The organism is Pseudomonas sp. IPO3747, assembly GCF_013385245.1.
GTDB classification, from domain to species: Bacteria; Pseudomonadota; Gammaproteobacteria; order Pseudomonadales; family Pseudomonadaceae; genus Aquipseudomonas; species Aquipseudomonas edaphica.
The window spans coordinates 993,665-1,018,128 of the sequence record NZ_JACAQL010000002.1 but is presented as its reverse complement, the minus strand read 5'-3'; the positions used below and the strand labels follow the sequence as shown (position 1 = coordinate 1,018,128).

20 protein-coding genes are annotated in these 24,464 nt (G+C 61.4%); 9 read left to right on the top strand and 11 right to left on the bottom strand.

What is annotated here, in order from left to right; translation table 11 throughout:
* Positions 1 to 4 precede the first annotated feature (4 nt).
* The 4 genes from HX790_RS05980 (at position 5) to lpxC (ending at position 4,451) form a co-directional block, all read left to right on the top strand.
* A complete protein-coding gene (locus HX790_RS05980; RefSeq protein ID WP_017138182.1) occupies positions 5 to 874 on the top strand; it encodes a cell division protein FtsQ/DivIB in 870 nt (289 codons plus the stop codon).
* Positions 875 to 889: 15 nt separating this feature from the next.
* Entirely contained in the window at positions 890 to 2,155 is a 1,266-nt protein-coding gene (ftsA, locus tag HX790_RS05975) for a cell division protein FtsA (RefSeq protein ID WP_017138181.1), read from the top strand.
* A gap of 66 nt (positions 2,156 to 2,221) precedes the next feature.
* Complete coding sequence (gene ftsZ / locus HX790_RS05970) at positions 2,222 to 3,427, top strand: cell division protein FtsZ (RefSeq protein ID WP_017138180.1); 1,206 nt, start codon at positions 2,222 to 2,224, stop codon at positions 3,425 to 3,427.
* 112 nt (positions 3,428 to 3,539) lie between these two features.
* Positions 3,540 to 4,451, top strand: a complete 912-nt coding sequence (gene lpxC, locus HX790_RS05965; RefSeq protein ID WP_003171886.1) for a UDP-3-O-acyl-N-acetylglucosamine deacetylase — start codon at positions 3,540 to 3,542, stop codon at positions 4,449 to 4,451.
* A 166-nt stretch (positions 4,452 to 4,617) separates the two neighbouring features.
* On the opposite strand, the gene HX790_RS05960 is transcribed toward lpxC, so the two are convergent.
* From HX790_RS05960 to HX790_RS05935, 6 genes are all read right to left on the bottom strand, one after another.
* Positions 4,618 to 6,108, bottom strand: a complete 1,491-nt coding sequence (locus HX790_RS05960) for a diguanylate cyclase (protein WP_138454130.1) — start codon at positions 6,106 to 6,108, stop codon at positions 4,618 to 4,620.
* Positions 6,109 to 6,295: 187 nt separating this feature from the next.
* The gene (locus HX790_RS05955) at positions 6,296 to 7,618 is read right to left on the bottom strand and encodes an OprD family porin (RefSeq protein ID WP_176991343.1); all 1,323 of its coding nucleotides are present in this window, start codon (positions 7,616 to 7,618) and stop codon (positions 6,296 to 6,298) included.
* Between the two features lie 349 nt (positions 7,619 to 7,967).
* Positions 7,968 to 9,332 carry a heavy metal sensor histidine kinase gene (locus HX790_RS05950; protein ID WP_017138177.1) on the bottom strand — a complete coding sequence of 455 codons (1,365 nt, stop codon included), beginning with the start codon at positions 9,330 to 9,332 and terminating at the stop codon, positions 7,968 to 7,970.
* Complete coding sequence (locus HX790_RS05945; RefSeq protein WP_017138176.1) at positions 9,322 to 9,999, bottom strand: heavy metal response regulator transcription factor; 678 nt, start codon at positions 9,997 to 9,999, stop codon at positions 9,322 to 9,324. The genes HX790_RS05950 and HX790_RS05945 overlap by 11 nt, the downstream gene beginning before the upstream one ends.
* A 10-nt stretch (positions 10,000 to 10,009) precedes the next feature.
* Entirely contained in the window at positions 10,010 to 13,105 is a 3,096-nt protein-coding gene (locus tag HX790_RS05940; protein WP_017138175.1) for a multidrug efflux RND transporter permease subunit, read from the bottom strand.
* Positions 13,102 to 14,268, bottom strand: coding sequence for an efflux RND transporter periplasmic adaptor subunit (locus tag HX790_RS05935; RefSeq protein WP_017138174.1), 1,167 nt, complete (start codon positions 14,266 to 14,268; stop codon positions 13,102 to 13,104). Before HX790_RS05935 ends, HX790_RS05940 begins: the two co-directional genes overlap by 4 nt.
* A 215-nt stretch (positions 14,269 to 14,483) precedes the next feature.
* On the opposite strand from HX790_RS05935, the gene HX790_RS05930 reads away from it, so the two are divergent.
* Both HX790_RS05930 and HX790_RS05925 read left to right on the top strand, forming a co-directional pair.
* A complete protein-coding gene (locus tag HX790_RS05930; protein ID WP_017138173.1) occupies positions 14,484 to 14,717 on the top strand; it encodes a hypothetical protein in 234 nt (77 codons plus the stop codon).
* 167 nt (positions 14,718 to 14,884) lie between these two features.
* Positions 14,885 to 15,667 carry a transporter substrate-binding domain-containing protein gene (locus tag HX790_RS05925; RefSeq protein ID WP_026013782.1) on the top strand — a complete coding sequence of 261 codons (783 nt, stop codon included), beginning with the start codon at positions 14,885 to 14,887 and terminating at the stop codon, positions 15,665 to 15,667.
* 185 nt (positions 15,668 to 15,852) lie between these two features.
* Here the strand turns inward: HX790_RS05925 and HX790_RS05920 are convergent, their stop codons facing one another.
* From HX790_RS05920 to HX790_RS05900, 5 genes are all read right to left on the bottom strand, one after another.
* Positions 15,853 to 16,596 carry a YkgJ family cysteine cluster protein gene (locus HX790_RS05920; RefSeq protein WP_017138171.1) on the bottom strand — a complete coding sequence of 248 codons (744 nt, stop codon included), beginning with the start codon at positions 16,594 to 16,596 and terminating at the stop codon, positions 15,853 to 15,855.
* Positions 16,597 to 16,704: 108 nt separating this feature from the next.
* Complete coding sequence (locus HX790_RS05915; protein ID WP_176991342.1) at positions 16,705 to 17,187, bottom strand: N-acetyltransferase; 483 nt, start codon at positions 17,185 to 17,187, stop codon at positions 16,705 to 16,707.
* A gap of 3 nt (positions 17,188 to 17,190) precedes the next feature.
* Positions 17,191 to 18,093, bottom strand: a complete 903-nt coding sequence (locus HX790_RS05910) for a chemotaxis protein CheV (protein WP_017138169.1) — start codon at positions 18,091 to 18,093, stop codon at positions 17,191 to 17,193.
* A 208-nt stretch (positions 18,094 to 18,301) separates the two neighbouring features.
* Positions 18,302 to 19,276, bottom strand: a complete 975-nt coding sequence (locus HX790_RS05905; RefSeq protein ID WP_176991341.1) for a D-glycerate dehydrogenase — start codon at positions 19,274 to 19,276, stop codon at positions 18,302 to 18,304.
* A gap of 142 nt (positions 19,277 to 19,418) precedes the next feature.
* Positions 19,419 to 20,387, bottom strand: a complete 969-nt coding sequence (locus HX790_RS05900; protein ID WP_017138167.1) for a LysR family transcriptional regulator — start codon at positions 20,385 to 20,387, stop codon at positions 19,419 to 19,421.
* A 182-nt stretch (positions 20,388 to 20,569) separates the two neighbouring features.
* On the opposite strand from HX790_RS05900, the gene HX790_RS05895 reads away from it, so the two are divergent.
* From HX790_RS05895 to HX790_RS05885, 3 genes are read left to right on the top strand one after another with little or no spacing between them, the layout of a single operon-like run.
* Positions 20,570 to 22,081, top strand: coding sequence for an efflux transporter outer membrane subunit (locus HX790_RS05895; RefSeq protein WP_169986928.1), 1,512 nt, complete (start codon positions 20,570 to 20,572; stop codon positions 22,079 to 22,081).
* A 10-nt stretch (positions 22,082 to 22,091) separates the two neighbouring features.
* A complete protein-coding gene (locus tag HX790_RS05890) occupies positions 22,092 to 24,269 on the top strand; it encodes an FUSC family protein (protein ID WP_176991340.1) in 2,178 nt (725 codons plus the stop codon).
* Positions 24,259 to 24,459, top strand: coding sequence for a DUF1656 domain-containing protein (locus HX790_RS05885; RefSeq protein ID WP_017138164.1), 201 nt, complete (start codon positions 24,259 to 24,261; stop codon positions 24,457 to 24,459). Before HX790_RS05890 ends, HX790_RS05885 begins: the two co-directional genes overlap by 11 nt.
* Positions 24,460 to 24,464: the final 5 nt, after the last annotated feature.

The window sequence follows — 24,464 nt, the reverse complement described above, 5'->3', positions numbered from 1 at the left end:
CCCCATGAACGGCGCATCGCTTCGTCATCAGCAACCTCCAGTGCCCAGCCGCAAGCCGGTGCCTCGAGGTGCCAGCCGAATGGTGGCTAAAGAGCCGATGTCGGCGCGCCTGCCGAAAGCCAACTTTGGTTTTCTTAAAGCGCTGTTCTGGCCGGTGTTGCTGGTGGCGTTGGGCTTCGGTACTTACGAGGGCGCACAACGCCTGTTGCCGTATGCCGACCGGCCGATCACCAAGATCAGCGTACAGGGCGACTTGAGCTACATCAGCCAGCAAGCGGTACAGCAGCGCATCGGCCCGTACCTGGCGGCGAGCTTCTTTACCATCGACCTGGCCGGTATGCGCGCAGAACTGGAACAGATGCCGTGGATCGCTCACGCCGAAGTCCGCCGTGTATGGCCGGACCAGGTGACGATTCGTCTGGAAGAACAACTGCCCGTGGCCCGTTGGGGCGATGGCGCACTGTTGAACAACCAGGGCCAGGCGTTCGCGCCGCGTGAGGTGGCCAACTATGAGCACCTGCCGCAGTTGTTCGGGCCACAGCGGGCGCAGCAGCAAGTGATGCAGCAGTACCAGGCGCTGAGCCAGATGCTGCGGCCACTGGGTTTCTCCATCGCACGCCTGGAATTGCGTGAGCGGGGCAGCTGGTTTTTGACCACCGGGGCAGGCAGTTCCGGCCCGGGCATCGAGTTGTTGCTGGGACGCGACCGCTTGGTGGAAAAGATGCGCCGCTTTATTGCCATCTATGACAAGACCTTGAAAGAACAGATTACGAACATTGCGAGCGTCGACCTGCGTTACGCCAACGGCCTGGCCGTCGGCTGGCGTGAACCAGCTGCGCCGACGACAGCCAAACCCGCTGTCGCGAAGAATTAAGAAGAGGCAGGACCCATGGCAAACGTGCAAAGCGGAAAAATGATCGTCGGTCTCGATATCGGCACCTCCAAGGTGGTGGCGCTGGTCGGCGAGGTCGGGGAAGACGGTGTGATCGAAATCGTCGGTATCGGCACGCATCCGTCCCGGGGCCTGAAGAAGGGCGTGGTGGTGAACATCGAGTCCACCGTGCAGTCGATCCAGCGCGCCATTGAAGAAGCGCAGCTGATGGCCGGTTGCCGGATTCACTCGGCGTTCGTCGGCGTGGCCGGCAACCATATCCGTAGCCTGAACTCCCACGGTATCGTGGCGATCCGTGATCGTGAAGTCAGCTCGGCCGACCTTGAACGCGTACTCGACGCCGCCCAGGCCGTGGCGATCCCGGCTGACCAGCGCGTGCTGCACACCTTGCCGCAGGACTACGTGATCGATAACCAGGAAGGCGTGCGTGAGCCGCTGGGCATGTCGGGCGTGCGCCTGGAAGCCAAGGTTCACGTGGTGACCTGTGCCGTCAACGCCGCACAGAACATTGAAAAATGCGTGCGCCGCTGCGGCCTGGAAATCGACGACATCATTCTTGAGCAGTTGGCCTCGGCCTACTCAGTACTCACCGACGACGAAAAAGAGCTGGGCGTGTGCCTGGTCGACATCGGCGGTGGCACCACCGACATCGCGATCTTCACCGAAGGTGCGATCCGTCACACCGCCGTGATCCCGATTGCGGGCGACCAGGTCACCAACGACATCGCCATGGCGCTGCGTACACCGACCCAGTACGCCGAAGAAATCAAGATCCGCTACGCCTGCGCCCTGGCCAAACTGGCTGGTGCCGGTGAAACCATCAAGGTGCCGAGCGTGGGCGACCGTCCACCGCGCGAACTGTCGCGCCAGGCCCTGGCCGAAGTGGTCGAACCACGCTACGACGAGCTGTTCACCCTGATCCAGGCTGAACTGCGCCGCAGCGGCTACGAAGATTTGATCCCGGCCGGCATCGTGCTGACCGGTGGCACCTCGAAGATGGAAGGCGCGGTCGAACTGGCCGAGGAAATCTTCCATATGCCAGTGCGCCTGGGCGTGCCCCATGGCGTCAAAGGCCTGGGCGACGTAGTGCGCAACCCGATTTATTCCACCGGCGTGGGCTTGCTGTTGTACGGGCTGCAAAAGCAGACCGACGGCATTTCCCTGTCGGGCCCGAGCATCCGTGACAGCTACCGTGGCGGCGACGATGAAGCCAAAGCGCCGTTGTTCGAGCGGTTGCAGGCTTGGGTAAAAGGCAATTTCTAAAGATTTACCGCAACACCGCAGTAAGTAGTAGGCGAAAAAACTAGAGAAAACGAAAGGAGAGGGAACATGTTCGAACTCGTAGACAACATCCCCGCAAGCCCGGTTATCAAAGTAATCGGTGTTGGCGGTGGCGGCGGCAACGCTGTCAATCACATGGTCAAGAGCAACATTGAAGGCGTTGAATTCATCTGCGCCAACACTGATGCCCAAGCGCTGAAAAGCATCGGCGCGCGGACCATCCTGCAATTGGGCACAGCCGTGACCAAGGGCCTCGGCGCTGGCGCCAACCCGGAAGTCGGCCGTCAAGCCGCGCTGGAAGACCGCGAGCGTATTGCTGAAGTGCTGCAAGGCACCAACATGGTGTTCATCACCACCGGCATGGGCGGCGGTACCGGTACCGGTGCTGCTCCGATCATTGCCGAAGTGGCCAAGGAAATGGGGATTCTGACCGTTGCTGTCGTGACGCGTCCGTTCCCGTTCGAAGGTCGCAAGCGCATGCAGATCGCCGACGAAGGTATCCGTCTGCTGTCTGAAAGCGTCGACTCGTTGATCACCATCCCCAACGAGAAGCTGCTGACCATCCTGGGCAAGGACGCAAGCCTGCTGTCCGCATTCGCCAAGGCTGACGATGTACTGGCCGGTGCCGTTCGCGGTATCTCCGACATCATCAAGCGCCCAGGCATGATCAACGTCGACTTTGCCGACGTGCGTACCGTGATGAGCGAAATGGGCATGGCGATGATGGGCACTGGCTGCGCCAGCGGTCCGAACCGTGCACGTGAAGCCACTGAAGCGGCGATCCGCAACCCGTTGCTCGAAGACGTGAACCTGCAAGGTGCACGCGGCATCCTGGTGAACATCACCGCCGGCCCTGACCTGTCCCTGGGTGAGTACTCCGACGTGGGTAGCATCATCGAAGCCTTCGCTTCCGAGCACGCGATGGTCAAAGTCGGTACCGTTATCGACCCGGACATGCGCGACGAACTGCACGTGACCGTGGTTGCCACCGGCCTGGGCGCAAAAATCGAGAAGCCTGTAAAGGTCATCGACAATACCGTTCACACCGGCCACAACAGCCACGCCAGCCAGCAAGCTGCCGCTCCAGCGCCTGCGCGCCAGGAACTGCCGTCTGTGAACTATCGTGACCTGGACCGTCCGACCGTGATGCGCAACCAGGCTCAGGCCGGTGCTGCGGCGTCCCGTAGCCCGAATCCGCAAGATGACCTGGACTACCTGGACATCCCGGCATTCTTGCGTCGTCAGGCCGATTAATGGAATGTATCAGGGCTATGAAGGTGATTGGTGTTCAGCAAAGGTCTGGTCTGTTATTATCGCCAGCCTTTGTTGATACCAGTTCGCAATTTGCGCTGAAGCGGTCCAAGCCATGATTAAACAACGCACCCTGAAGAATATTATCCGTGCCACAGGTGTAGGTCTGCACTCCGGGGAGAAGGTATACCTGACCCTCAAGCCCGCACCTGTCGACACCGGCATCGTGTTTGTTCGTGCCGACCTGGACCCTGTGGTGCAGATTCCTGCTCGCGCGGAAAATGTTGGCGAAACCACGATGTCGACCACGTTGGTCAACGGTGACGTCAAAGTGGACACGGTGGAGCACTTGCTCTCGGCCATGGCTGGCCTGGGCATCGATAACGCCTACGTCGAGCTCTCCGCGTCCGAAGTCCCCATCATGGATGGCAGCGCTGGACCCTTCGTATTCTTGATTCAATCTGCCGGCCTGGAAGAACAGGACGCAGCCAAGAAGTTCATTCGCATTCTGCGGGAAGTGACAGTAGAAGACGGCGACAAGCGCGCCACCTTCGTCCCGTTCGAAGGCTTTAAAGTGAGCTTTGAGATCGATTTCGATCACCCGGTATTCCGTGACCGCACCCAAAGTGCAAGCGTGGATTTTTCCAGCACTTCGTTCGTAAAAGAAGTCAGCCGCGCCCGTACCTTTGGTTTCATGAGTGACATCGAGTACCTGCGCAAGCACAACCTCGCACTCGGCGGCAGCGTTGAAAACGCCATTGTGGTCGACGCGGATGGTGTACTGAACGAAGACGGCCTTCGCTATGAAGACGAATTCGTGAAGCACAAGATCCTCGATGCAATCGGTGACCTCTACCTGCTGGGCAATAGCCTGATAGGCGAGTTCAAAGGCTTCAAGTCGGGCCACGCCCTTAACAACCAGCTGCTGCGCAAGTTGATTGAGCAGACAGACGCTTGGGAAGTCGTGACCTTCGAAGATGCCAGCACCGCACCGATCTCTTACATGCGTCCCGTTGCGGCGGTGTAAGTAACAACTCTCTTTCTTTAGTTTTGAAAGGCCACCTTCGGGTGGCCTTTTTTTTATGCCGATCGTTCCCACGCGCGTGAGAATGCAGCCCTGGACGCTCCGCGTCCCGAAGCCTGACGCAGAGCGTCAGAAGAGGCATTCCCACGCGGAGCGTGGGAACGATCACCTAGCGGGCCGCAGCCTCCACAATGCGGTTGCGCCCGGTGTGCTTGGCCTCATACAGCGCCTGATCAGCATTGAGCAGCAAGTCCTCAAGTGCCATGCGGCTGCGCTTTTGCCAGGTGCTCATGCCGATACTCACTGTAATAGGCCCGTCGGCACCGGCCACCCGTGGCAAATGCTCGACGCTGCTGCGGATATGTTCGGCAATCAACCAGGCACCCTTGGCGTCGGTATGTGGCAGCACCACTGCAAACTCTTCGCCACCGTAGCGCGCTGCCAGGTCAGCCGGGCGGCGGATGTTGTCTTCGATCACTTGGGCAACCGCGCGCAATGCTTCATCGCCGCCGTGATGGCCATGCAGGTCGTTGAAGGCCTTGAAGTGATCCACGTCGATCATCAGCAGGCTCAGCGGCTCGGTTGAGCGTTGTGCGCGGTCCCATTCCAGGCGCAGGCGCTGGTCCAGGGTACGGCGGTTGGCAAGGCCGGTGAGGGCGTCGGTGGCTGCCAGTTCTGACAGCACTTGTTCGGCACGATGGCGGCGGCGCAGTTCCTTGCTCAGCATCCAGGTCAGCCACAGCAGGCCGATGCACAACACGCCTGTGGCCATGCTGACCAGCCACGCGGCACGCCGCCATGGGGCAAAGATTTCATCGCTGGACAACGCCACCGCGACAATTAAGGGCAAGCTGCCCACATTCGAGAAACTATAGAGCCGTGGCTGGTTGTCGACGCTGGAGACGCCCCGAAAGCTGCCGTCGCGTTCACGCAGCATGCGCGCGACATTGGGCCGCTGGCTTAAGTCCTTGTCGATCATGTCCACTTCCAGCAGCGGTTGTTGCGCCAGCAGGATGCCTTGGTGGTTGATCAGGTTGATGGTGCCGTTGCTTCCGATGTTCAGGCCGCTGAACAACTGTTGGAAGTACGACAGGCGCATCGAGGCCACCGCCACGCCCAGGAAGCGCCCGTCCGGCGATGACACGCGGCGGCTGAATGCGATGCGCCACTGGTCATCACACACGCAACGGGCCAGGAATGGGCGGCTGATATACAGCCCCAGGTCGGGGTTTTTGCGGTGTGCCTGAAAATAATCGCGATCAGCGAAGTTGCCGGTCTTGGGTGTGAGCAGCGAGGAGTCGGCTATCACTTCACCACTGGGGTCCAGCAACAGAATGTCGCCCTTGAAGGGTGCAGCGGCAGAGCGATCGAACAGCACCAGATGGCGGATACTGGCGGACACACCCTGCAGGTCGCTGCGTTCGGTGGCGGCGATCAGGCCCTTGAGGGCCATGTCATAGAGTTCGACGTTACGCAGCACATCGGCGTCGATCAGTTGGGTGATGTTATTGGCGGTGCGCTTGGCGGTCTGCAAGGTGTTGGCATGTTCGCGAATCAGCAGCGCGGTGACGATCGCCACGATCACAAAGACCGTGAGGCAACTGCCCAGGATCAGCAAGCGTTCCGGGCGAGGGGTGGGTCGGTAGAGACTTGGGCTCATCGGGCGTACTTCTGCTTCGAGGATGCCAATAGCGTAGTAGGCAATCGCAGGTTTGGTGGGAGCTGGCTTGCCTGCGATGCAGACACCTCGGTACATCTATAACACCGCAGCGATGCTATCGCAGGCAAGCCAGCTCCCACACAAGCCAGCTCCCACATCAGCTATTCATCGTCTGGCAGATTTATGCCTAAAACACGTTGATCGGGTAATCCACAATCACGCGGTATTCATCCACATCCCGGTCCACCGCCGAGTAGCCATTGCCACCGCGATTGGTTGCCCATTGCAGGCGCACGGCCAGGTCCTTGGCTTTGCCGCCTTGCACCACGTACTTCACGTCGATGTCGCGTTCCCAGTGCTTGGCGTCTTTGCCGTCGGCGCTGTACCAGGCGCTGTAGCCGCGGCTGTTGGGGTCGACCTTGGTCAGGTCGGTCTTGCCGCTGATATACGACACTGCGGACGTCAGCCCGGGCATGCCGAGGCCTGCAAAGTCGTAGGCGTACTTGAGCTTCCACGAGCGCTCGTTGGGGCCGTTGAAGTCCGAGTATTGCTGGGAATTGTCCAGGTACACGCTGTCGCCCTGGGTGATGTAGTCGAACGGCGTGTTGCCGTTGACCCGCTGGTACGCGGCGGTGACGCTGTGGTGACCAACACCTACGGTGAAATGCAGGCTGTAAGTGTTGTTGTCGATGCTGCCGAGCAACGACTGGCCGGTGTCCTGGGTGTGGTAGTAGTGCAGGCCTGGGTTGAGGCTGACAAGATCGTTCAGCGCGTAGGTGTAGTCCAGGTCGTAGTAGTACTGGTGCCATACATCCTTGAGTTCGGAGGCGTACAGGTTGCTGGTCAGGCCCGGGACGCCGCTGAAGGACACACCGGCCCAGTTCAGGTGTTGGCTGTCGGCGTTGGCGGGCAGGGTGCCGTAGCTGGTGCCGATGCGTCGGTGGCCGCTCTGGTTGTAGAGTTTGGTAAAGCTGGCCTGGCCGCCTTCGAACATCCAGCCGTCGAAGCTGTGGTTGGCCAGGCTCACACCCCGGAACGTCTGCGGCAACATGCGGGTCATGCCGCCGGCGATCACCGGGTTGTTGAGGAACAGGTCGCCGGCTTTGAGTTCGGTGTCGAAGGCACGCATTTTCAAAGTGCCGCCCGCGGTGGAGAACGAGCCAGGCGCTTTGCCGTTGCCGCTGCCGTAAGGCAGGATGCTGGAACCGTCAGTGCCACCGCCGCCGTCGAGCTTGAGGCCGAGCATGGCATTGAGGTCCAGGCCAAAGCCGACGGTGCCTTGGGTGTAGCCGGATTCGAATGTGCCGATGAAACCCTGGCCCCATTCTTTGCTGTCATCGGTGTGAGTGTCGCGGCGGTCGCGGTTCATGTAGTAGTTGCGGGTGTTGATCTTCAGGCTTGAGCCTTCGACGAAACCGTCAGCGGGGGGCGAGTCTGCCGCGTGGGCAAGGGGGACGATCGTTGCTGCAATCGCGAGGAATAACGGGGTGAACGTCAGCGAGTTCTTCACCGGTTTAGCTCCTTTGGTCAATCGAAAACGGCCAATGTCGTGGGGGTGTGCCTGGCCTTTTTTTACGGCAAAAAAAAGCCGCTGAAGTCAGCGGCTTTAAACAGATTCCCAGTGTAGAGCCCTGGAAATAAGTCGAGGGAAATTCGGGTGAGCGGGAAGCTGCCTTGCCGTCGCGCTCATCGGTGCGTCAAAGTAACGCAGGTGAGCGGTGCGATATAGAGTGTAACAAGATAATGACTGTTGCCCAAACCGCAACAGTCAGACCTTTGAGATCCAGTGGGGAAGCTGGCTTTGTGGGATCTGGCTTGTGTGGGAGCTGGCCCACACTGGATCGATGTGTTCTGGTGAGTCAGACCGGCAAGGTAATGCCAAAAGTATTGCCACCGCCCTCACTGCGCACAAACACATCACCGCCGTGCATCAATGCAATCGCTTTGACGATCGCCAGCCCCAGCCCATGATTTGCGCCGCTGTTACTGCGCGACGCGTCCACCCGGTAGAAGCGTTCAAACAAGCGCGGCAAATGCTCACGGGCGATCTCATCGCCGGGGTTGGTCACCCCGATCGCCACCCACTGCTCCTGCACTTCAATGCTCACTTCGATGATCTGCCCCGGCGCAGTGTGCTGCACCGCATTGCTCAGCAGGTTGATCAGCGCGCGGCGCAGGTGGGCTTTTTCGATGTGCACCAAGGCATCTCCGTGTACGCGCACTTTGACTTGGGCGTCCTCGAGGATGAAGTCCAGGTAGTCGAGGGTGGTGGCGACTTCATCGGCCAGGGAGCTTTCGATCAGTTTGGTGGCCTTGCTGCCCTGGTCGGCGCTGGCCAGGAACAGCATGTCATTGATGATCGAGCGCAGGCGTTCCAGCTCTTCGAGGTTCGATTGCAGCACCTCGAAGTAATGCTCGGCCGAACGACCACGGGTGAGCGCCACTTGGGTCTGGCCGATCAGGTTGGTCAGCGGCGAGCGCAGTTCGTGGGCCACATCGGCATTGAACGACTCCAGGCGTGAATACGCCTGTTCGACCCGATCCAGGGTGGAGTTGAATGAGTTGACGAACTGGCTCAGCTCCGGCGGCAAGGGCGATAACTGCAGGCGCCCGGAGAGTTTGGGCGGTGCGAGTTTTTGCGCTTCATCCGAAAGTTTGCCCAGCGGCTTGAGGCCGATACGCGAGACCCAAAAGCCCAACAGTGCCGCCAGCGCCACACCGACACAGGCCAGGCCGATCAAGGCCATCAACAGATGGTGCTGAGTGGCGCGGAAGTTCTCGGTGTCGATGGCGATCATAAAGCGCAGCGGCGGGCGTTGATCCTTGGCCGCGAACTGGCTGAGCAACACCTTGAACGGGTATTCATGCCCAGGCAGGCGCAAGTCGCGTTTGCCGGTCGGCCCTTGGGCGAATGCGCGGATCTGCGCGTCGGGGGTGCCGTATTCGTAGCTCGGGTCGCTGCTCACCACCCAGAAGCGGATGCGCGGGTCTTCTTCGCCGAGCAACTTCAACTTGGCGGTGATTTTTGCCCAGTGGTCCGGTGTGCCGAAGCGGTTCACCGAGGATTCCAGCACGCTGTAGCGCGCATCCAGTTCGGCGCCCGGCAACAAGCCCAGGCCGCGATCCACTTGCTGGTACAGCGCGCCGCCGATCAACACGAAAATCAGCAGCGCCACCAGCGTGAACATGCCGCTCAGGCGCAGGGCGATGGAGTTAGCCGACACTTCTGCTCTCCAGCACATAACCCATGCCACGAATGGTGTGCAGCAACTTGTGTTCGAACGGCCCGTCGAGCTTGGCGCGCAGGCGCTTGATCGCCACTTCCACCACATTGGCGTCGCTGTCGAAATTGATGTCCCAGACCATTTCCGCAATCGCGGTCTTGGACAGGATTTCACCCTGGCGCCGTGCCAATACGCTGAGCAGCGAGAACTCTTTGGCGGTCAGGTCCAGGCGCAGGCCGTTGCGGCTGGCCTTGCGGCTGATCAGGTCGATCCACAGGTCGGCCACGGTGACTTGCACCGGCTCATGCCCGCCACTGCGGCGGGTCAGCGCTTGCAGGCGCGCCACCAGTTCGAGGAACGAAAACGGTTTGCCCAAATAATCATCGGCGCCTTCACGCAAGCCACGGATGCGGTCTTCCACACGCTCGCGAGCAGTGAGCATGATCACCGGCGTCTGCTTGCGTGCCCGCAGTGCGCGCAACACCCCAAAGCCGTCGAGGCCGGGCAGCATCACATCGAGTACGATCACCGCGTAATCGTTCTCCAGCGCCAGGTGCAAGCCCTCGACGCCTTCGCGCGCCACATCGACGGTGTAGCCTTGCTCCGTCAGGCCGCGGTGCAGGTAGTCCGCGGTTTTCTCTTCATCTTCAATAATCAGGACGCGCATGACCCCGCCTTTAGTGTGTGGTCGCCAGCGCCAGCGCTGGTTTGGGCCTGTGGAAAAACTTCTCAAGGTACAAGTATATGACCGGTGTGGTGAACAGCGTCAGCGCCTGGCTCACCAACAGGCCGCCGACCACCGCGATCCCCAGCGGCTGGCGCAGTTCGGCGCCTGGCCCGGAGCCCAGCATCAACGGCACGGCGCCGAGCAGGGCGGCGAGGGTGGTCATGATGATCGGCCGGAACCGGGTGACGCAGGCTTCATAAATCGCCTCCTCAGGTGGCAGCCCGCGCACGCGCTGGGCCTCCAGGGCAAAGTCGATCATCAGGATGCCGTTTTTCTTGACGATACCGATCAGCAGCACCAGACCGATCAAGGCCATGATCGAAAAGTCCTGGCCCAGCAACCACAGCATGATCAACGCGCCCAAGCCCGCCGAGGGCAAGGTGGAGATGATCGTCAGCGGGTGCACGAAGCTCTCATAGAGCACGCCCAAAATAATATAGACCGCCACCAGCGCCGCCAGGATCAGCCACGGTTGGCTGGCCAAAGAGCTTTGGAACGCCTGGGCCGCACCCTGGAAGGTGCCGATCAGGGTGGTCGGCATGCCGATTTCGTTTTTGGCCTGGTTGAGCATGATCACCGCATCACCCAATGCCACGCCGGGTGCCAGGTTGAACGACAGGTTGGCCGCCGGGAACATGCCGTCATGGCTGATGGACAACGGCCCCACGCTGGGTGGGTCGACCTTGGCCAGTGCCGACAGCGGCACCATCTCGTTGGTCAACGGTGAGCGCAGGTAAAAGTAGTTCAGGCTTTCGGCCTTGCCGCGCTGTTGAGTGTCGAGTTCCAGCACCACCTGGTACTGGTTGATCTCGGTCTGGAACTCGTTGATCTGGCGCTGGCCGAACGCGTCATACAGCGCCTGGTCGACATCGGTAGCGGTGAGGCCAAAGCGCGCCGCCGCCTGGCGGTCGATGCTGATGTGAGTGATGCTGCCGCCCAGTTGCAAGTCGTTGGACAGGTCGCGAAAGGCCGGGTTGGCGCGCAGTTTTTCGGTCAGGCGTTGGGTCCAGGTATTGAGCGTCGCGCCGTCGTTGCTCTTGAGCACATATTGATACTGGGCGCGGCTTGGGCCGGAACTCAAGTTGATGTCCTGGCCGGCGCGCAGGTACAAGACGATGCCCGGCACCTTGGCCAGTTTGGGGCGGATGCGGTCAATGAACTGGCTGGCGGATACATCGCGATCACCGCGGTCTTTCAAGGCGATCCAGAAACGGCCGTTGGCGATGGTCTGGTTGCTGCCGGTCACGCCCACCGAGTGGGAAAACGCGGCCACTGCCGGGTCGTCCTTGACGATCTCGGCCAGCGCCTTGTGCTTGGCGACCATGTCCGGGTACGACACGTCGGCCGCCGCTTCGCTGGTGCCGAGTACAAAGCCGGTGTCCTGCACCGGGAAGAAACCCTTGGGGATAAACACGTAGCCGACCACGGCCAACGCCAGGGTCAGCATAAAGATCGCTGCCATGCTGCGTTGATGCGCCAGCGCACGGCGCAGGTTGCGCGCGTAGCCAGCGAGCAGGCGCTCGCTGAAGCCCGGTTTGTCATGGGCATGATGGGTCGGCGCGCGCATGAACAGCGCGGCCAGGGTCGGCGCCAAAGTCAGCGAAACCACCACCGAAATCAGGATGGTCGAGGTGGCCGTCAGCGCAAACTCCTTGAACAGCCGCCCGACCACACCGCCCATGAACAACAGCGGAATAAACGCCGCCACCAGCGAGAAGCTGATGGACACCACGGTAAAGCCGATCTCGCCCGAGCCCTTGATTGCCGCCTCGCGTTTATCCAGGCCCGCCTCCAGGTGACGGTGAATGTTCTCCACCACCACGATGGCATCGTCGACCACAAAGCCCACGGCGATCACGATCGCCACCAGCGTCAGGTTATTCAAGCTGAAGCCCAGCACATACATCAGCGCGAAACTGGCGATCAGCGACACGCCGAGTACGCTGGACACAATCAGCGTCGCCGACAATTGGCGCAGGAACAGCGCCATCACCGCCACCACCAGCAGGATGGCGATCAGCAGGGTCACTTCCACTTCATGCAAGGACGCGCGGATGGTCTTGGTGCGGTCGGTCAACACGCTGACCTGCACCGAGGCGGGCAGCATGCCTTCCAGGCGCGGCAGTTCGGCTTGAATGCGGTCCACGGTCTCGACAATGTTGGCGCCGGGCTGGCGCGAAATCACCAGGTTGACGCCGGGCGTGTCACCGGACCAGGCCTGTACGTAGGCGTTTTCCGAACCGTTGATGACTTTGGCGACATCACGCAGTTGCACCGGCGCGCCGTTCTTGTAGGAAACGATCAGTTGGCCGTATTCCTCGGGGTGAAACAGCTGGTCGTTGGTCGATATCGTCGACACGCTGTTCTTGCCGTAAATCGCACCTTTGGCCAGGTTCAGGCTGGACTGCTGGATGGCCAGGCGCACATCGGCGAGGGTCAGGCCGATGGCCGCGAGTTTGTCCGGTGAAGCCTGTACGCGAATCGCCGGGCGTTGCTGCCCGGTGATATTGATCTGGCCAACGCCGTCAATCTGGCTGATCTGCCGCGCCAGCAAGGTTTCTACATAGTCGCTCAGCTCGGTGCTGGGCATGCTGTCGGAGCTGACGCTGAGGATCAGCACCGGGCTGTCGGCCGGGTTGACCTTCTTCCAGGTCGGCAGGCTCGGCATGTCGCTGGGCAGCTTGCCGGAGGCGGTGTTGATCGCCGCCTGCACTTCCTGCGCGGCGGTGTCGATGCTTTTGTTCAGGGTGAATTGCAGGGTCAGCAGGCTTGAACCCAAGGCGCTGCTGGAGGTCATCTGGGTCATGCCAGGGATGGCGCTGAATTGCACCTCCAAGGGCGTGGCCACGGATGAGGCCATGGTGTCCGGGCTGGCGCCGGGCAAGGTGGCGGTGACCTGGATGGTCGGGAACTCCGCTTCCGGCAGCGGCGCCACAGCCAGGCGCGGGAAGGCAATCAGCCCCAGCAACACCAGCGCAAAGGTCAGCAACAGGGTGGCAACCGGATGGTCGACGCACCAGGCGGACGGGGAACGGCTGCCGCTCATGGTTGCACCTTGGTCTGGGCGGTCTGGATCACTTGTGGTGGCTCTTTGAGCACCTCGATTTGCGCACCGGCCTTGAGCCGCGACTGGCCGTCGCTGACCAGCACATCACCGGCTTGCACGCCCTTGATGATGGTCACGTCGCTGTCCTGATACGCCACCTGCACCGGCACAACCTCAACCTTGTCACCGTTGACGCGGTACACAAAATGCGCGTCGAGCCCACGTTGCACCACGGTCGGTGGCACCACCAGCGCGTTCTTGTCCAGGGCGGTCTGGATCTTGATAGTCACCAGTTGCCCCGGCCACAGACGCTGCGAAGCGTTGTTGAATTCAGCCTTGGCGCGCAGGGTGCCGGTGGTGGAGCTGATCTGGTTGTCGATCAGGCTCAGGTGCCCTTCGCCGAGCAGGTCGCCGGTCTGGCCGTCGGTGTCGGCGCCCATGTAGGCATCGACGCTGGCTTGGGTGGGCGCGGCGATCAAGCCTTGCAGGGTCGGCAACATTTGTTGCGGCAACGAGAACTCCACGGCGATCGGATCGATTTGCGTCACCGAGAACAAGCCTTGGGTATCACTCATGCGCAGGAAGTTGCCTTCATCCACGGTGCGAATGCCGACACGGCCAGTCACCGGCGAGCGAATCTGGGTGTAGGACAGCTGTACCAGGGCCGAATCAATGGCGGCCTGATTACCTTGCGCCGTGGCCTTGAGCTGGTTGACCAGGGCTTGCTGCTGGTCATAGGTCTGCTTGGATACGCCGTCGTCGACGCTCAGCTCTTTGTAGCGCTTGAGGTTTACCAACGCCACTTGCAACTGCGCCTGGCTTTCGCCCAACTGCGCCTTGGCCTGATCAAGGCTCGCGCGGATCGAGCGGTCATCGATGGTCGCCAGCAGGTCACCGGCCTTGACCAATTGGCCCTCCTTGACCAGCAGCTTGGTGAGGATGCCGTCGATTTGCGGGCGGATCACCACGCTGTGCAGCGACAGCACCGAGCCGATACCGCTGACAAATCGAGGAATGTCCTGCTGTGTGACGCTCACCACTCGCACCGGGATAGCGGTGGACACCGCCAGTTTGGTTTTCGCCGGTCGGTTGAAGGCCCAGGCTGCAACTGCCACGACCACCAGGGCAGCCACGATCAGGGCGGTTTTTCGTTGAATGTGCATGGGGTGGGGCGCCGGGGCAAAGGGTTGGGAGAGTGATCGTTCTTTATAGCCCGCCAACCCGGTCAGCACGGTGACTGCTAACTGACAGCGCTGTCAGTAAAGTCCGACCATTCGTACCGGAGGTGGTTAAAGATCCAAGGCGCGCAGGTATACTGCGCGCCAGCGTGGCCCGCAAGCCGGCCACCGCCTCATTTTCTGCACGCCCCGGAGCTTCCATGACTTCCCCGACACAACCCCCTGTTGACGCGGCCGACCTCGTCGATCCGGCCGACGCTCAAAGCGTTGAAAAAGCCGAGATCCCGGCGTTCAAGTTTCCGTTCAAGCCGGGTGAACTGGCTGGGGCCAAAAACGCCGCCCAGCCTTGGTACAAGAATGGCGCCAAGAACGGCCACACCAAGTCGCCAGGCATGGCGCCGCCGGGCACTCGCCGCTCGATGGGTAAACGCTGAGAATAGAACGACCAGCGTTTTATCAGGTGCGGACTACAACACCTGCTGACATTTCCGATTGAAGACCCGCGACCGTTTCTAGAAAGCTTGCACAGCCTTGATTCCATCCCGACCGTTCAGATCGGGCGGGTGGCCAAGGCTGGTCTTTCTGGAAAAGGATGTTTCCCGTGGCTCTGATACCCCTGTGTGCAGCACTTGCCCTATTGCTGTCGATCGACGCCGTGGCCGACGATGATCAACCCCGGCGCGAAATCCGCTTCGCTGTTGCCGCGCAGTTTCCGCCCTTTCAGAGTCGTAGCCCGCAAGGTCAATTGGTGGGCTTGAACATCGACTTGGGCAATGCCCTGTGTACACAGTTGAATGTGCGCTGCACCTGGGTCGACCAGGTGTTTGTCGAAGACTTCCCGGCCCTCGAAGCCCGGCAGTTCGATGCGATCATGGGCATTGCCGCCACCTCGGGGCGGCGGCGGTGGGTGGGGTTCACCGATAATCTCTACCCTTTTACCACGCGTTTGGTGGCCCGTAAGGCGTCCGGCCTGTTACCCGACACACGCTCGCTCAAGGGTAAGCGTGTCGGTGTGCTGCTGGGCAGCAATCGCGAAGCCTTTGCGCGGTCGCAGTGGGCACCGGCGGGCGTCATCATCAAAAGTTTCTGGCTCAATGACGAACTGGCCCGCAGTCTGGTAGCCGGCAAGATTGATGCGACGCTGCAAGGCACTGTGGAAATTCGCAGTGCACTGCTCGACACCCCGGTTGGCCAGGATTTCGACTTCATGGGGCCGCCCTTGTCCGGTGAACTCTTAGGCAACGGCATTGCCATTGCTGTGCGCAAGTTTGACTCCACTTTGCGCAACGACCTCAATCACGCGCTTGAGCAACTGATGCACAACGGTGAATACCAGCGGATTCTGGCGCCTTATCACTTGGATGAGCCGCCCTCCACTCAATGATGGCCAATTAATTGCGGCACGTGAGCAGGCCCCGTGTTTTGCAAGCCATGGCCAACAGGCAGCCATACCCGTTCAACTGTGGGAGCTGGCTTGCCTGCGATGGCATCACTTCGGTGTACCTGGTGTGCCGAGTTGCCCGCATCGCAGGCAAGCCAGCTCCCACATCCACACTGGCCGCATCGAGCCTAAGCCGCCCTCAACGAGATAAACGCATAGTTGGCCGGCACCTCAGTGGCAATCTGCGCCCCCGCATCCAGCACCTGCTCGGCGATGTCCATGCCGGAGACGTGAAACACCCACTCATTAGCCACCGATGGTTGCTCAATCGCCAACTCAATCGCCTGCGCAAAGGCAGCCATATCCGGCAAATACGCGGTAAACCCATCGCCCTTGAGCGCCGTGGTACGAATACCCAGCAAGGCGCACACGGCCTCCTTGGTCTGCACATCGTCACGGTCGGCCTGGCGTGAGCGGCGGATCAGCTCAGCCAGTTCTGCATCCATCAACTCACCGCCGACGATCAGCGCCGGCCCCTGTTCCCAGGATTCTGGCGGGCAATCCTTGGCGGCGGGGTTCAATGGGATATGCGGGTTGATTTCCATCGGGTAGATGCGACACACCAGTGGGCGACGCTCATAGATGCCACAACGGTTGTCTTCGTCAAGATTGCGGCAACGCCCGGCGTTGTAGGCGGCAAAGGTGATTGCCACAAACGCCTCGGTATTGCCGCTCGGCACTACCACTGAACGGCGTTCGGCATGCTCGCGTTGTTGCACCGGCAAGCCCAGGCCGGTGCCAAGAAAGCCCTCCACCAGCACGATGACGTTACCGCCGTCAGCCGCCCAACTGCGGGCTTCTTCGAGGGTCAGGGGAACGTGATGGTCGCTGCAGCATTTGCCGCAACCCACGCAGGAAAAGTGAGTATTCATGGAGGATCTGTCACCAGGCAAGGTCAGAGGGCACTCTTGAACGGTGACGGGTTTTTGCCTCTATTCACTGTTCAGGCTCAGTGGAAGCAAGTTATGCGCCAGTGCCGGTCAGTCCTCGGGTACCTGGTCGCGCAGCACAAACACCATGCCGGCACTTTCATACAACTGTCGGGCGCGTTGGTTGGTTTCCAGCACCTTCAGGTCCACACAGGGCTCGCCGCGTTGCTTGAACACGTGGAAGGTATGCAGCAACAAGGCACGCCCCAGCCCCTGGCCTTGGGCGCACGGATGGACCGAGAGGTTCTTGATAAACGCGCTGGTCCAGCACTGGGCCACGCCAAGAATGCCGTCTGCGTTACTGGCCACCAGGCATAGCGTGGGGTCGAACTCGGCGTCGGTGACGAACTGCCGGCGCCATTCTGCCAGGCTGGGGACACGGCCGCCGCGCTGTTCCTGGGTCATGCGCAATACGGCATGGATGGCCGGGGCCAGCTCATCGCGGTAATGATCCAGCCGGGTATTGGCCGGCCACTGCGGTGCTGGCAGGCTGGTAGTAAGGTCGCGGCGCAGCAGTTGGAAATACTCCGCCACCGCTTACAGGCCTTTTTGCGCCACAGTTTGCGCGGCAACCACCAGGCATTTGGTCAGCTCGGGCGACGAGAACTTGGTGAGCACCGCGTCGGCACCGGCCAGGCGGGCCTTCTCGCTGTTCATCGCGCTGTCCAGGGAGGTGTGCAGCAGCACGTAAAGCTCCTGGAAGTCCGGGGTTTCGCGCAGGGTGCGGGTGAGGGCGTAACCGTCCATTTCGGACATCTCGATGTCCGACACCACCACGTTGATCTGCTCGACCGTGCCTTGCAGCTCCAGCAGCACATCAATGGCTTCCTTGGCACTGCGCGCGGTGTGGCACGTCAGGCCGAGGTTGCGCAGGGTGTGTACCGATTGCTGCAGAGCCACCTGGCTGTCGTCCACCACCAGGATTCGCGCATTGCCGAGCACTTCGGCTTCTTCCATGGTCAAGTCGGTCGGCGCCGCTTCAACGGGGGCCGGGGCAATGCCGTGGATGACCTTTTCGATATCCAGCACCTGCACCAGGCCGCCTTCGACCTGAGTCACGCCGGTGATAAACGAGCGATTGCCGCCGGAGCCATAGGGCGGCGGGCGGATGTCGGTGGTCAGGCAATGCACAATCTTGCTCACCGCCTGCACATGCAGGCCCTGCTTGGAACGGCTGACATCGGTGACGATCAGGCAGCCGCCGTTCGGGTCTTGCAGCGGCATCTCACCGAGGGCGCGGCTCAGGTCGATCACCGACAGCGAGGCACCGCGCAGGGTGGCGATGCCTTTGACGTGCGGGTGCGACTCCGGCAGCTTGGTCAGCGGTGGGCAGGGGATGATTTCACTGACTTTGAGCAGGTTGATGGCCATCAGCTTGCCGCTGCGCAAGGTAAAGAGCAGAAGCGAGAGTGAATCTGCGCGGGCTTTGGTGGTGGACATAAAAACCTTCTGTGGATCAGGGATGACGATCTATGGAAGGTTATCGACTCGGGGGAGCCAGGCTTTAACCGGATTTTGTGTCGGGCTGGGCTTGTGTGGGAGCTGGCTTGCCTGCGATGCAGGCACCTCGGTCTACCAGTTGCACTGAGGTGATGCCATCGCAGGCAAGCCAGCTCTCACACAAAACCCATCCCATATGAGATCGGCGTCAGCCCTTCCAGACCTGCGGGTTCACCAGATCCTGCGGACGTTGCCCCAGCAAGGCGCTGCGCAGGTTGTCCAGGGCGCGATTGGCCATGGCTTCACGAGTTTCATGCGTAGCCGAGCCGATATGCGGCAGGGTCACCGCATTGCTCAGTTGGAACAGCGGCGATTCGGCCAGCGGCTCTTGCTCATACACATCCAGCCCGGCGCCACGGATTTTCTGGGTTTGCAGCGCCTCAATCAGCGCCGGTTCATCCACCACCGGCCCACGGGAAATATTGATCAGGATCGCACTGGACTTCATCAGCCCCAATTCGCGGGTGCTGATCAAGTGGCGGGTCTTGTCGCTCAACGGCACCACCAGGCAGACAAAATCCGCCTCGGCCAGCAACTGGTCCAGGCTGCGCAACTGCGCGCCCAGCTCCTGCTCCAGCTGGGTCTTGCGGCTGTTGCCGCTGTACAGAATCGGCATATTGAAGCCCAGGCGCCCGCGCCGGGCCACTGCTGCGCCGATATTGCCCATGCCCACTATGCCGAGGGTCTTGCCGTGTACATCGCAGCCGAACAGCGGCGCGCCAACGCTGGCTTTCCACTGGCCGGCCTTGGTCCAGGCATCCAGTTCGGCCACGCGGCGCGCGCCGCTCATCAGCAGGGCGAAGGCCAGGTCGGCGGTGCTTTCGGTGAGTACGTCCGGGGTGTTGGTGAGCATGATCCCGCGCTCGTTGAAGTACGGCACGTCGTAGTTGTCGTAACCCACCGACACGCTGGACACCACCTCCAGCTTGCTCGCGCCTTCCAGCTGCGCACGGCCCAGCTTGCGGCCTACGCCGATCAGGCCATGGGCGTGGGGCAGGGCTTCGTTGAATTGAGCATTGATGTCACCCAGCTTGGGGTTCGGCGCGATGACCTCGAAGTCCTGTTGCAGGCGTTCGATCATTTGCGGGGTGACACGGCTGAAGGCGAGGACAGTCTTTTTCATTGCAGAACTCCGCTCAAAATGTGGGAGCTGGCTTGCCTGCGATGCTGGCGCCTCGGTGTATCAGCAGTACCGAGGCGATGCTATCGCAGGCAAGCCAGCTCCCACAGTAAATGGATGGTGTTTGTGGGGCCGTATTCCAACGTCAGTTCGCCAGGCGTGTGCCGCCCAGGCTGCCACTCAACTCGTACGCCACCAACTCCGCCTGATGCGCCGCCAGAATCTCCGGCAACGACCCTCTCAGGTATTCCACCCAGGTCTTGATCTTCGCATCCAGGTACTGGCGCGAGGGGTAGATGGCATACAGGTTCAGCTCCTGCGAGCGGTAGTTGGGCATCACCCGCACCAGCGTGCCGTTACGCAAACCCTCAATAGCCGCATACACCGGCAGCAGGCCGACGCCCATGCCGCTGGTGATCGCGGTTTTCATCGCATCAGCCGAGTTGACCAGGAACGGCGAAGTGTTGATCGCCACGCTTTCCTGGCCTTCGGGGCCGTTGAAGGTCCATTTGTCCAGCTGGATCACCGGGCTGACCAGGCGCAGGCAGGCGTGGTTGAGCAAATCCTGGGGCCGCTGTGCGCAACCTTTGGCCTTGACGTAATCCGGCGAGGCACACGCGATGCTGTAGGTGATGCCCAGGCGCTGGGACACAAAACCCGAATCCGGCAGCTCGCTGGCCAGCACGATGGACACATCGTAACCCTCGTCGAGCAGGTCCGGCACGCGGTTGGCCAGGGTCAGGTCGAAGGTCACGTCGGGGTGGGTGCGACGGTAACGGGCAATTGCGTCAATCACGAAATGCTGGCCGATGCCGGTCATGGTATGCACTTTCAGCTGCCCGGCGGGGCGTGCGTGGGCGTCGCTGGCTTCGGCCTCGGCTTCCTCGACATAAGCCAGGATCTGCTCACAACGCAGCAAATAGCGCTTGCCGGCCTCGGTCAGCGCGATGCGGCGAGTGGTGCGGTTGAGCAAGCGGGTTTGCAGATGGGCCTCAAGGTTGGAGACCGCGCGCGAGACGTTGGCGGTGGTGGTGTCCAGTTGCACGGCGGCGGCGGTGAAGCTGCCGGCCTCGGCCACGCAACTGAAGGCGCGCATATTTTGCAAAGTGTCCATGGAGTGTTCTCAAGGGAGATAGCAAATTGTGACAGAAAGTTACGCCGTCCAGTGATCCCTACCAACGGATTATCGCCTGAACGGTAACAAAGATTCACAGGAATGCCAGCTTATCGTTCCCCATGGCGCCCCCTAGAATTGCGCCACCTTCCCCGCCTCACCACCTCAGGAATTCGTTCGCCGTGCCGCGTCGCATCAGCAGAGAGCTGAAGGCTCTCAGTGTTTTGGCCTTATCGTTAGCAATCAGCGGCTGCATCGGAACCGGAGGAATCGCCCCCCAAGGCCAAGCCTTCAACGCCAATACCCTGGCCACCGACGCCGCCATCCAGAGCGCCGCGCAGGACGCCCACTGGCCCACCACACAATGGTGGCAAGCCTATGGCGACATGCAACTCAACCGCTGGGTCGACCTCGCCACGCAAAACAGCCCGAACATGGCCATGGCCGCCGCGCGGGTGCGGGAAGCGCGGGCCCTGGCCGGGATCGCCGAGTCGGCTGAGTCGTTGCAGATCAACAGTGACACCACGCTCAAACGCCACAACTGGCCGAAAGATCAGTTCTACGGGCCGGGCGAATTGAGCGGTGCCAATACCTGGGACAACACCGCGTCCCTGGGCTTGAGCTACGCCCTCGACCTGTGGGGCCGCGAAAGCAATGCCAGCGAACGCGCCGTCGACCTGGCGCATATGAGCGCTGCCGAAGCGCGTCAGGCCCAGCTCGAATTGCAGAACAATGTGGTGCGCGCCTATATCCAGCTGTCGTTGCACTTCGCCAACCGCGATATCGTCGCCGCCACCCTGGCCCAGCAACAGCAGATCCTCGACCTGGCCAATAAGCGCCTGAATGCCGGCATCGGCACGCATTTCGATGTGAGCCAGGCCGAAACGCCCTTGCCCGAAACCCATCGCCAGCTCGACGCACTCGACGAAGAAATCGCCCTGAGCCGCAACCAGCTCGCGGCATTGGCCGGTAAAGGCCCAGGCGCAGGCGCGCAACTGCAACGCCCGAGTTTGTCCTTGGCCGCGCCGCTGAAGCTGCCCTCAAGCCTGCCCGCGCAATTGCTCGGCCAACGCCCGGATGTGGTTGCCAGCCGCTGGCAGGTCGCCGCCCAGGCGCGCGGTATTGATGTGGCGCACGCCGGTTTCTACCCCAACGTCGATCTGGTCGGAAGCCTCGGCTATATGGCCACCGGCGGCACGATGCTGGGGTTTCTCAGCGGGCAGAAATTCAACTACACCGTCGGCCCGGCGATCAGCCTGCCGATCTTCGACGGCGGTCGTTTGCGTGGGCAGTTGGGCGAAGCCAGCGCCGGTTATGACATCGCCGTGGCCAAGTACAACCAGACGCTGGTCAACGCGCTCAAGGGCATCAGCGACCAGTTGATCCGCCGCGAATCCATGGACAAGCAAGCTACCTTTGCCGCGCAGTCGGTGGCCTCGGCGCAGAAAACCTACGACATCGCCATGATCGCCTACCAGCGCGGCCTCACCGATTACCTCAATGTGCTCAACGCTCAGACCTTGTTGTTTCGCCAGCAACAGATCGAACAACAGGTGCAGGCCGCGCGCCTGAGTGCGCATGCCGAACTGGTCACGGCCCTGGGTGGCGGGCTCGGCGCCGGTAACGACGTACCACCGGACGCCAAGACACTGCCGAGCAAAACCCCGGCGGCGCTCGCCGTGTTTGATCACTGAGTAAATTGTAATGACTCCCTTGCCTGCACCGCTGCGCTGGTTGCACTCCCTTGAGTGGCGCCGTGGTTTTTTCGACTGGGCCCGCAGCGACGGCGTGACCTGGGTGTATATCTTCAAGGTGCTGATCGCTGCGTTCCTGACGTTGTGGCTGGCCATGCGCCTGGAGTTGCCGCAACCGCGCACGGCGATGATCACCGTATTTATCGTGATGCAACCGCAGAGCGGCCAGGTGTTTGCCAAGAGTTTCTATCGCTTCCTCGGCACCTTGGCGGGCTCGGCGGTGATGGTCTTGTTGATTGCCTTGTTTGCGCAGAACACCGAATTGTTCCTGGGCGCGTTGGCGATCTGGGTGGGCATCTGCACCGCTGGCGCCACGCGTAATCGCAACTTTCGCGCCTACGGGTTTGTACTGGCCGGCTATACGGCGGCGATGGTTGGTTTGCCGGCGCTGGCAAACCCCGACGGCGCGTTTATGGCGGCGGTATGGCGCGTGCTGGAAATTTCCCTGGGGATTTTATGCTCCACAGTGGTCAGCGCCGCGATCCTGCCGCAAACCTCCAGCGCGGCGATGCGCAACGCCTTGTATCAGCGCTTTGGCGTGTTCGCGCTGTTCGTCACCGACGGCCTGCGTGGGCGCAGCCAGCGCGAAGGTTTCGAGGCCAGCAACGTGCGTTTTATCGCCGAAGCCGTGGGCCTGGAAGGGCTGCGCAGCGTCACCGTGTTTGAAGACCCGCACATGCGTCTGCGCAATGGTCGACTCAGCCGCCTCAACAGCGAATTCATGAGCATCACCACGCGCTTCAACGCCCTGCACCAGTTGCTCGAACGGTTACGTGCGCACGCGGCTGATCATGTGGTGGCTGCGATCAAGCCCGGCCTGCAAGGCCTTGCCGAAGTGCTCGACGGCTTCTCCGGTCGGGCGCTCACCAGCCCCGACGCCGCACGGCTGGTCAACCAACTCAGCGCCTACAAAGACGAGCTTCCCGCCACGGTGCGTGCCCTGCGTGCAAGCTTTCAGGAAGCCAACCCAAGCGAAGCTGAACAGCTGGATTTTCATACCGCCTACGAGCTGCTTTATCGCTTTGTCGATGACTTGCACAACTACGCGCTGACCCACGCTTCCCTGGCCGACCACAGCCATGAGCGCGAGCAGTGGAACGAGACCTTTATCCCCAAGACCAACTGGCTGGCCTGCGCGGCTTCGGGTATTCGTGCGTCGTTCATCCTTATTGTGCTCGGCAGCTACTGGGTGGCCACCGCCTGGCCCAGCGGCGCAACCATGACGCTGATTGCCGCCGCCACCGTCGGCCTGTCCGCCGCCACGCCCAACCCCAAGCGCATGGCCTTTCAAATGGCCTGCGGCACCTTGATCGGCGCACTGGTTGGCTTTGTCGAAATGTTCTTCGTGTTCCCCTGGATCGACGGCTTCCCGCTGCTGTGCCTGATGCTCGCGCCGGTGATCATCTTCGGCTCGTTCCTGGCCTCACGCCCGCAATACGCCGGGGTAGGCGTGGGCCTGTTGATCTTTTTCAGCACCGGTTCGGTGCCGGACAACCTCACGGTCTACAACCCCTACACCTTTATCAACGACTACATCGCCATGATCATCGGCATGCTGGTGTGCGCGGCGGCGGGGGCGATCATTCTGCCGCCCAACAGCCGTTGGTTGTGGCGCCGTTTGGAGCAGGACCTGCGCGAGCAGGTTGTGTATGCGATCAGCGGCAAGCTCAAGGGCCTGGCGTCGAGTTTTGAAAGCCGCACCCGCGACCTGCTGCACCAGGCCTACGGCCTCGCCGTTGGCCAGCCGCAGGTGCAGCGTGATTTGCTGCGCTGGATGTTCGTGGTGCTGGAAGTCGGCCATGCGATCATCGAACTGCGCAAGGAACAGGCGATTTTGCCGGTGCACCCGGCGTATGCCCAATCCCAGCCGTGGCGCCAGGCGATCCGCGTGATGGGGCGCTCGCTGGTGCGGCTGTTTTTGCAACCGAGCGCGAACAATCTGGAGCGTGGACTGGTGGCTGTCGACCATGCGATCAGCCGTGTGCAGGCCACCGACGAACCCTTCGCCCCGCATTTTGATACCTCGGCGCTGCGCCGGGTGAAAAGCTACCTGCACTTTATCCGCACCTCGCTGCTAGACCCGCAATCGCCATTGGCTGCTCTCAAAGGAGCCCCGCATGCCCCGTGAAATCGCCTTCCATGGCCTGTACATGCCGACCATGACCCTGTTGTTTTTTATCGCCGCAGGGTTGGCCTGGGCGTTGGACCGCTTCCTGGCCGGGTTCGACCTCTACCGTTTTTTCTGGCACCCGGCGCTGCTGCGCCTGAGCCTGTTCGTTTGCTTGTTCGGCGCGCTCGCGCTGACCGTCTACCGTTGAGAATG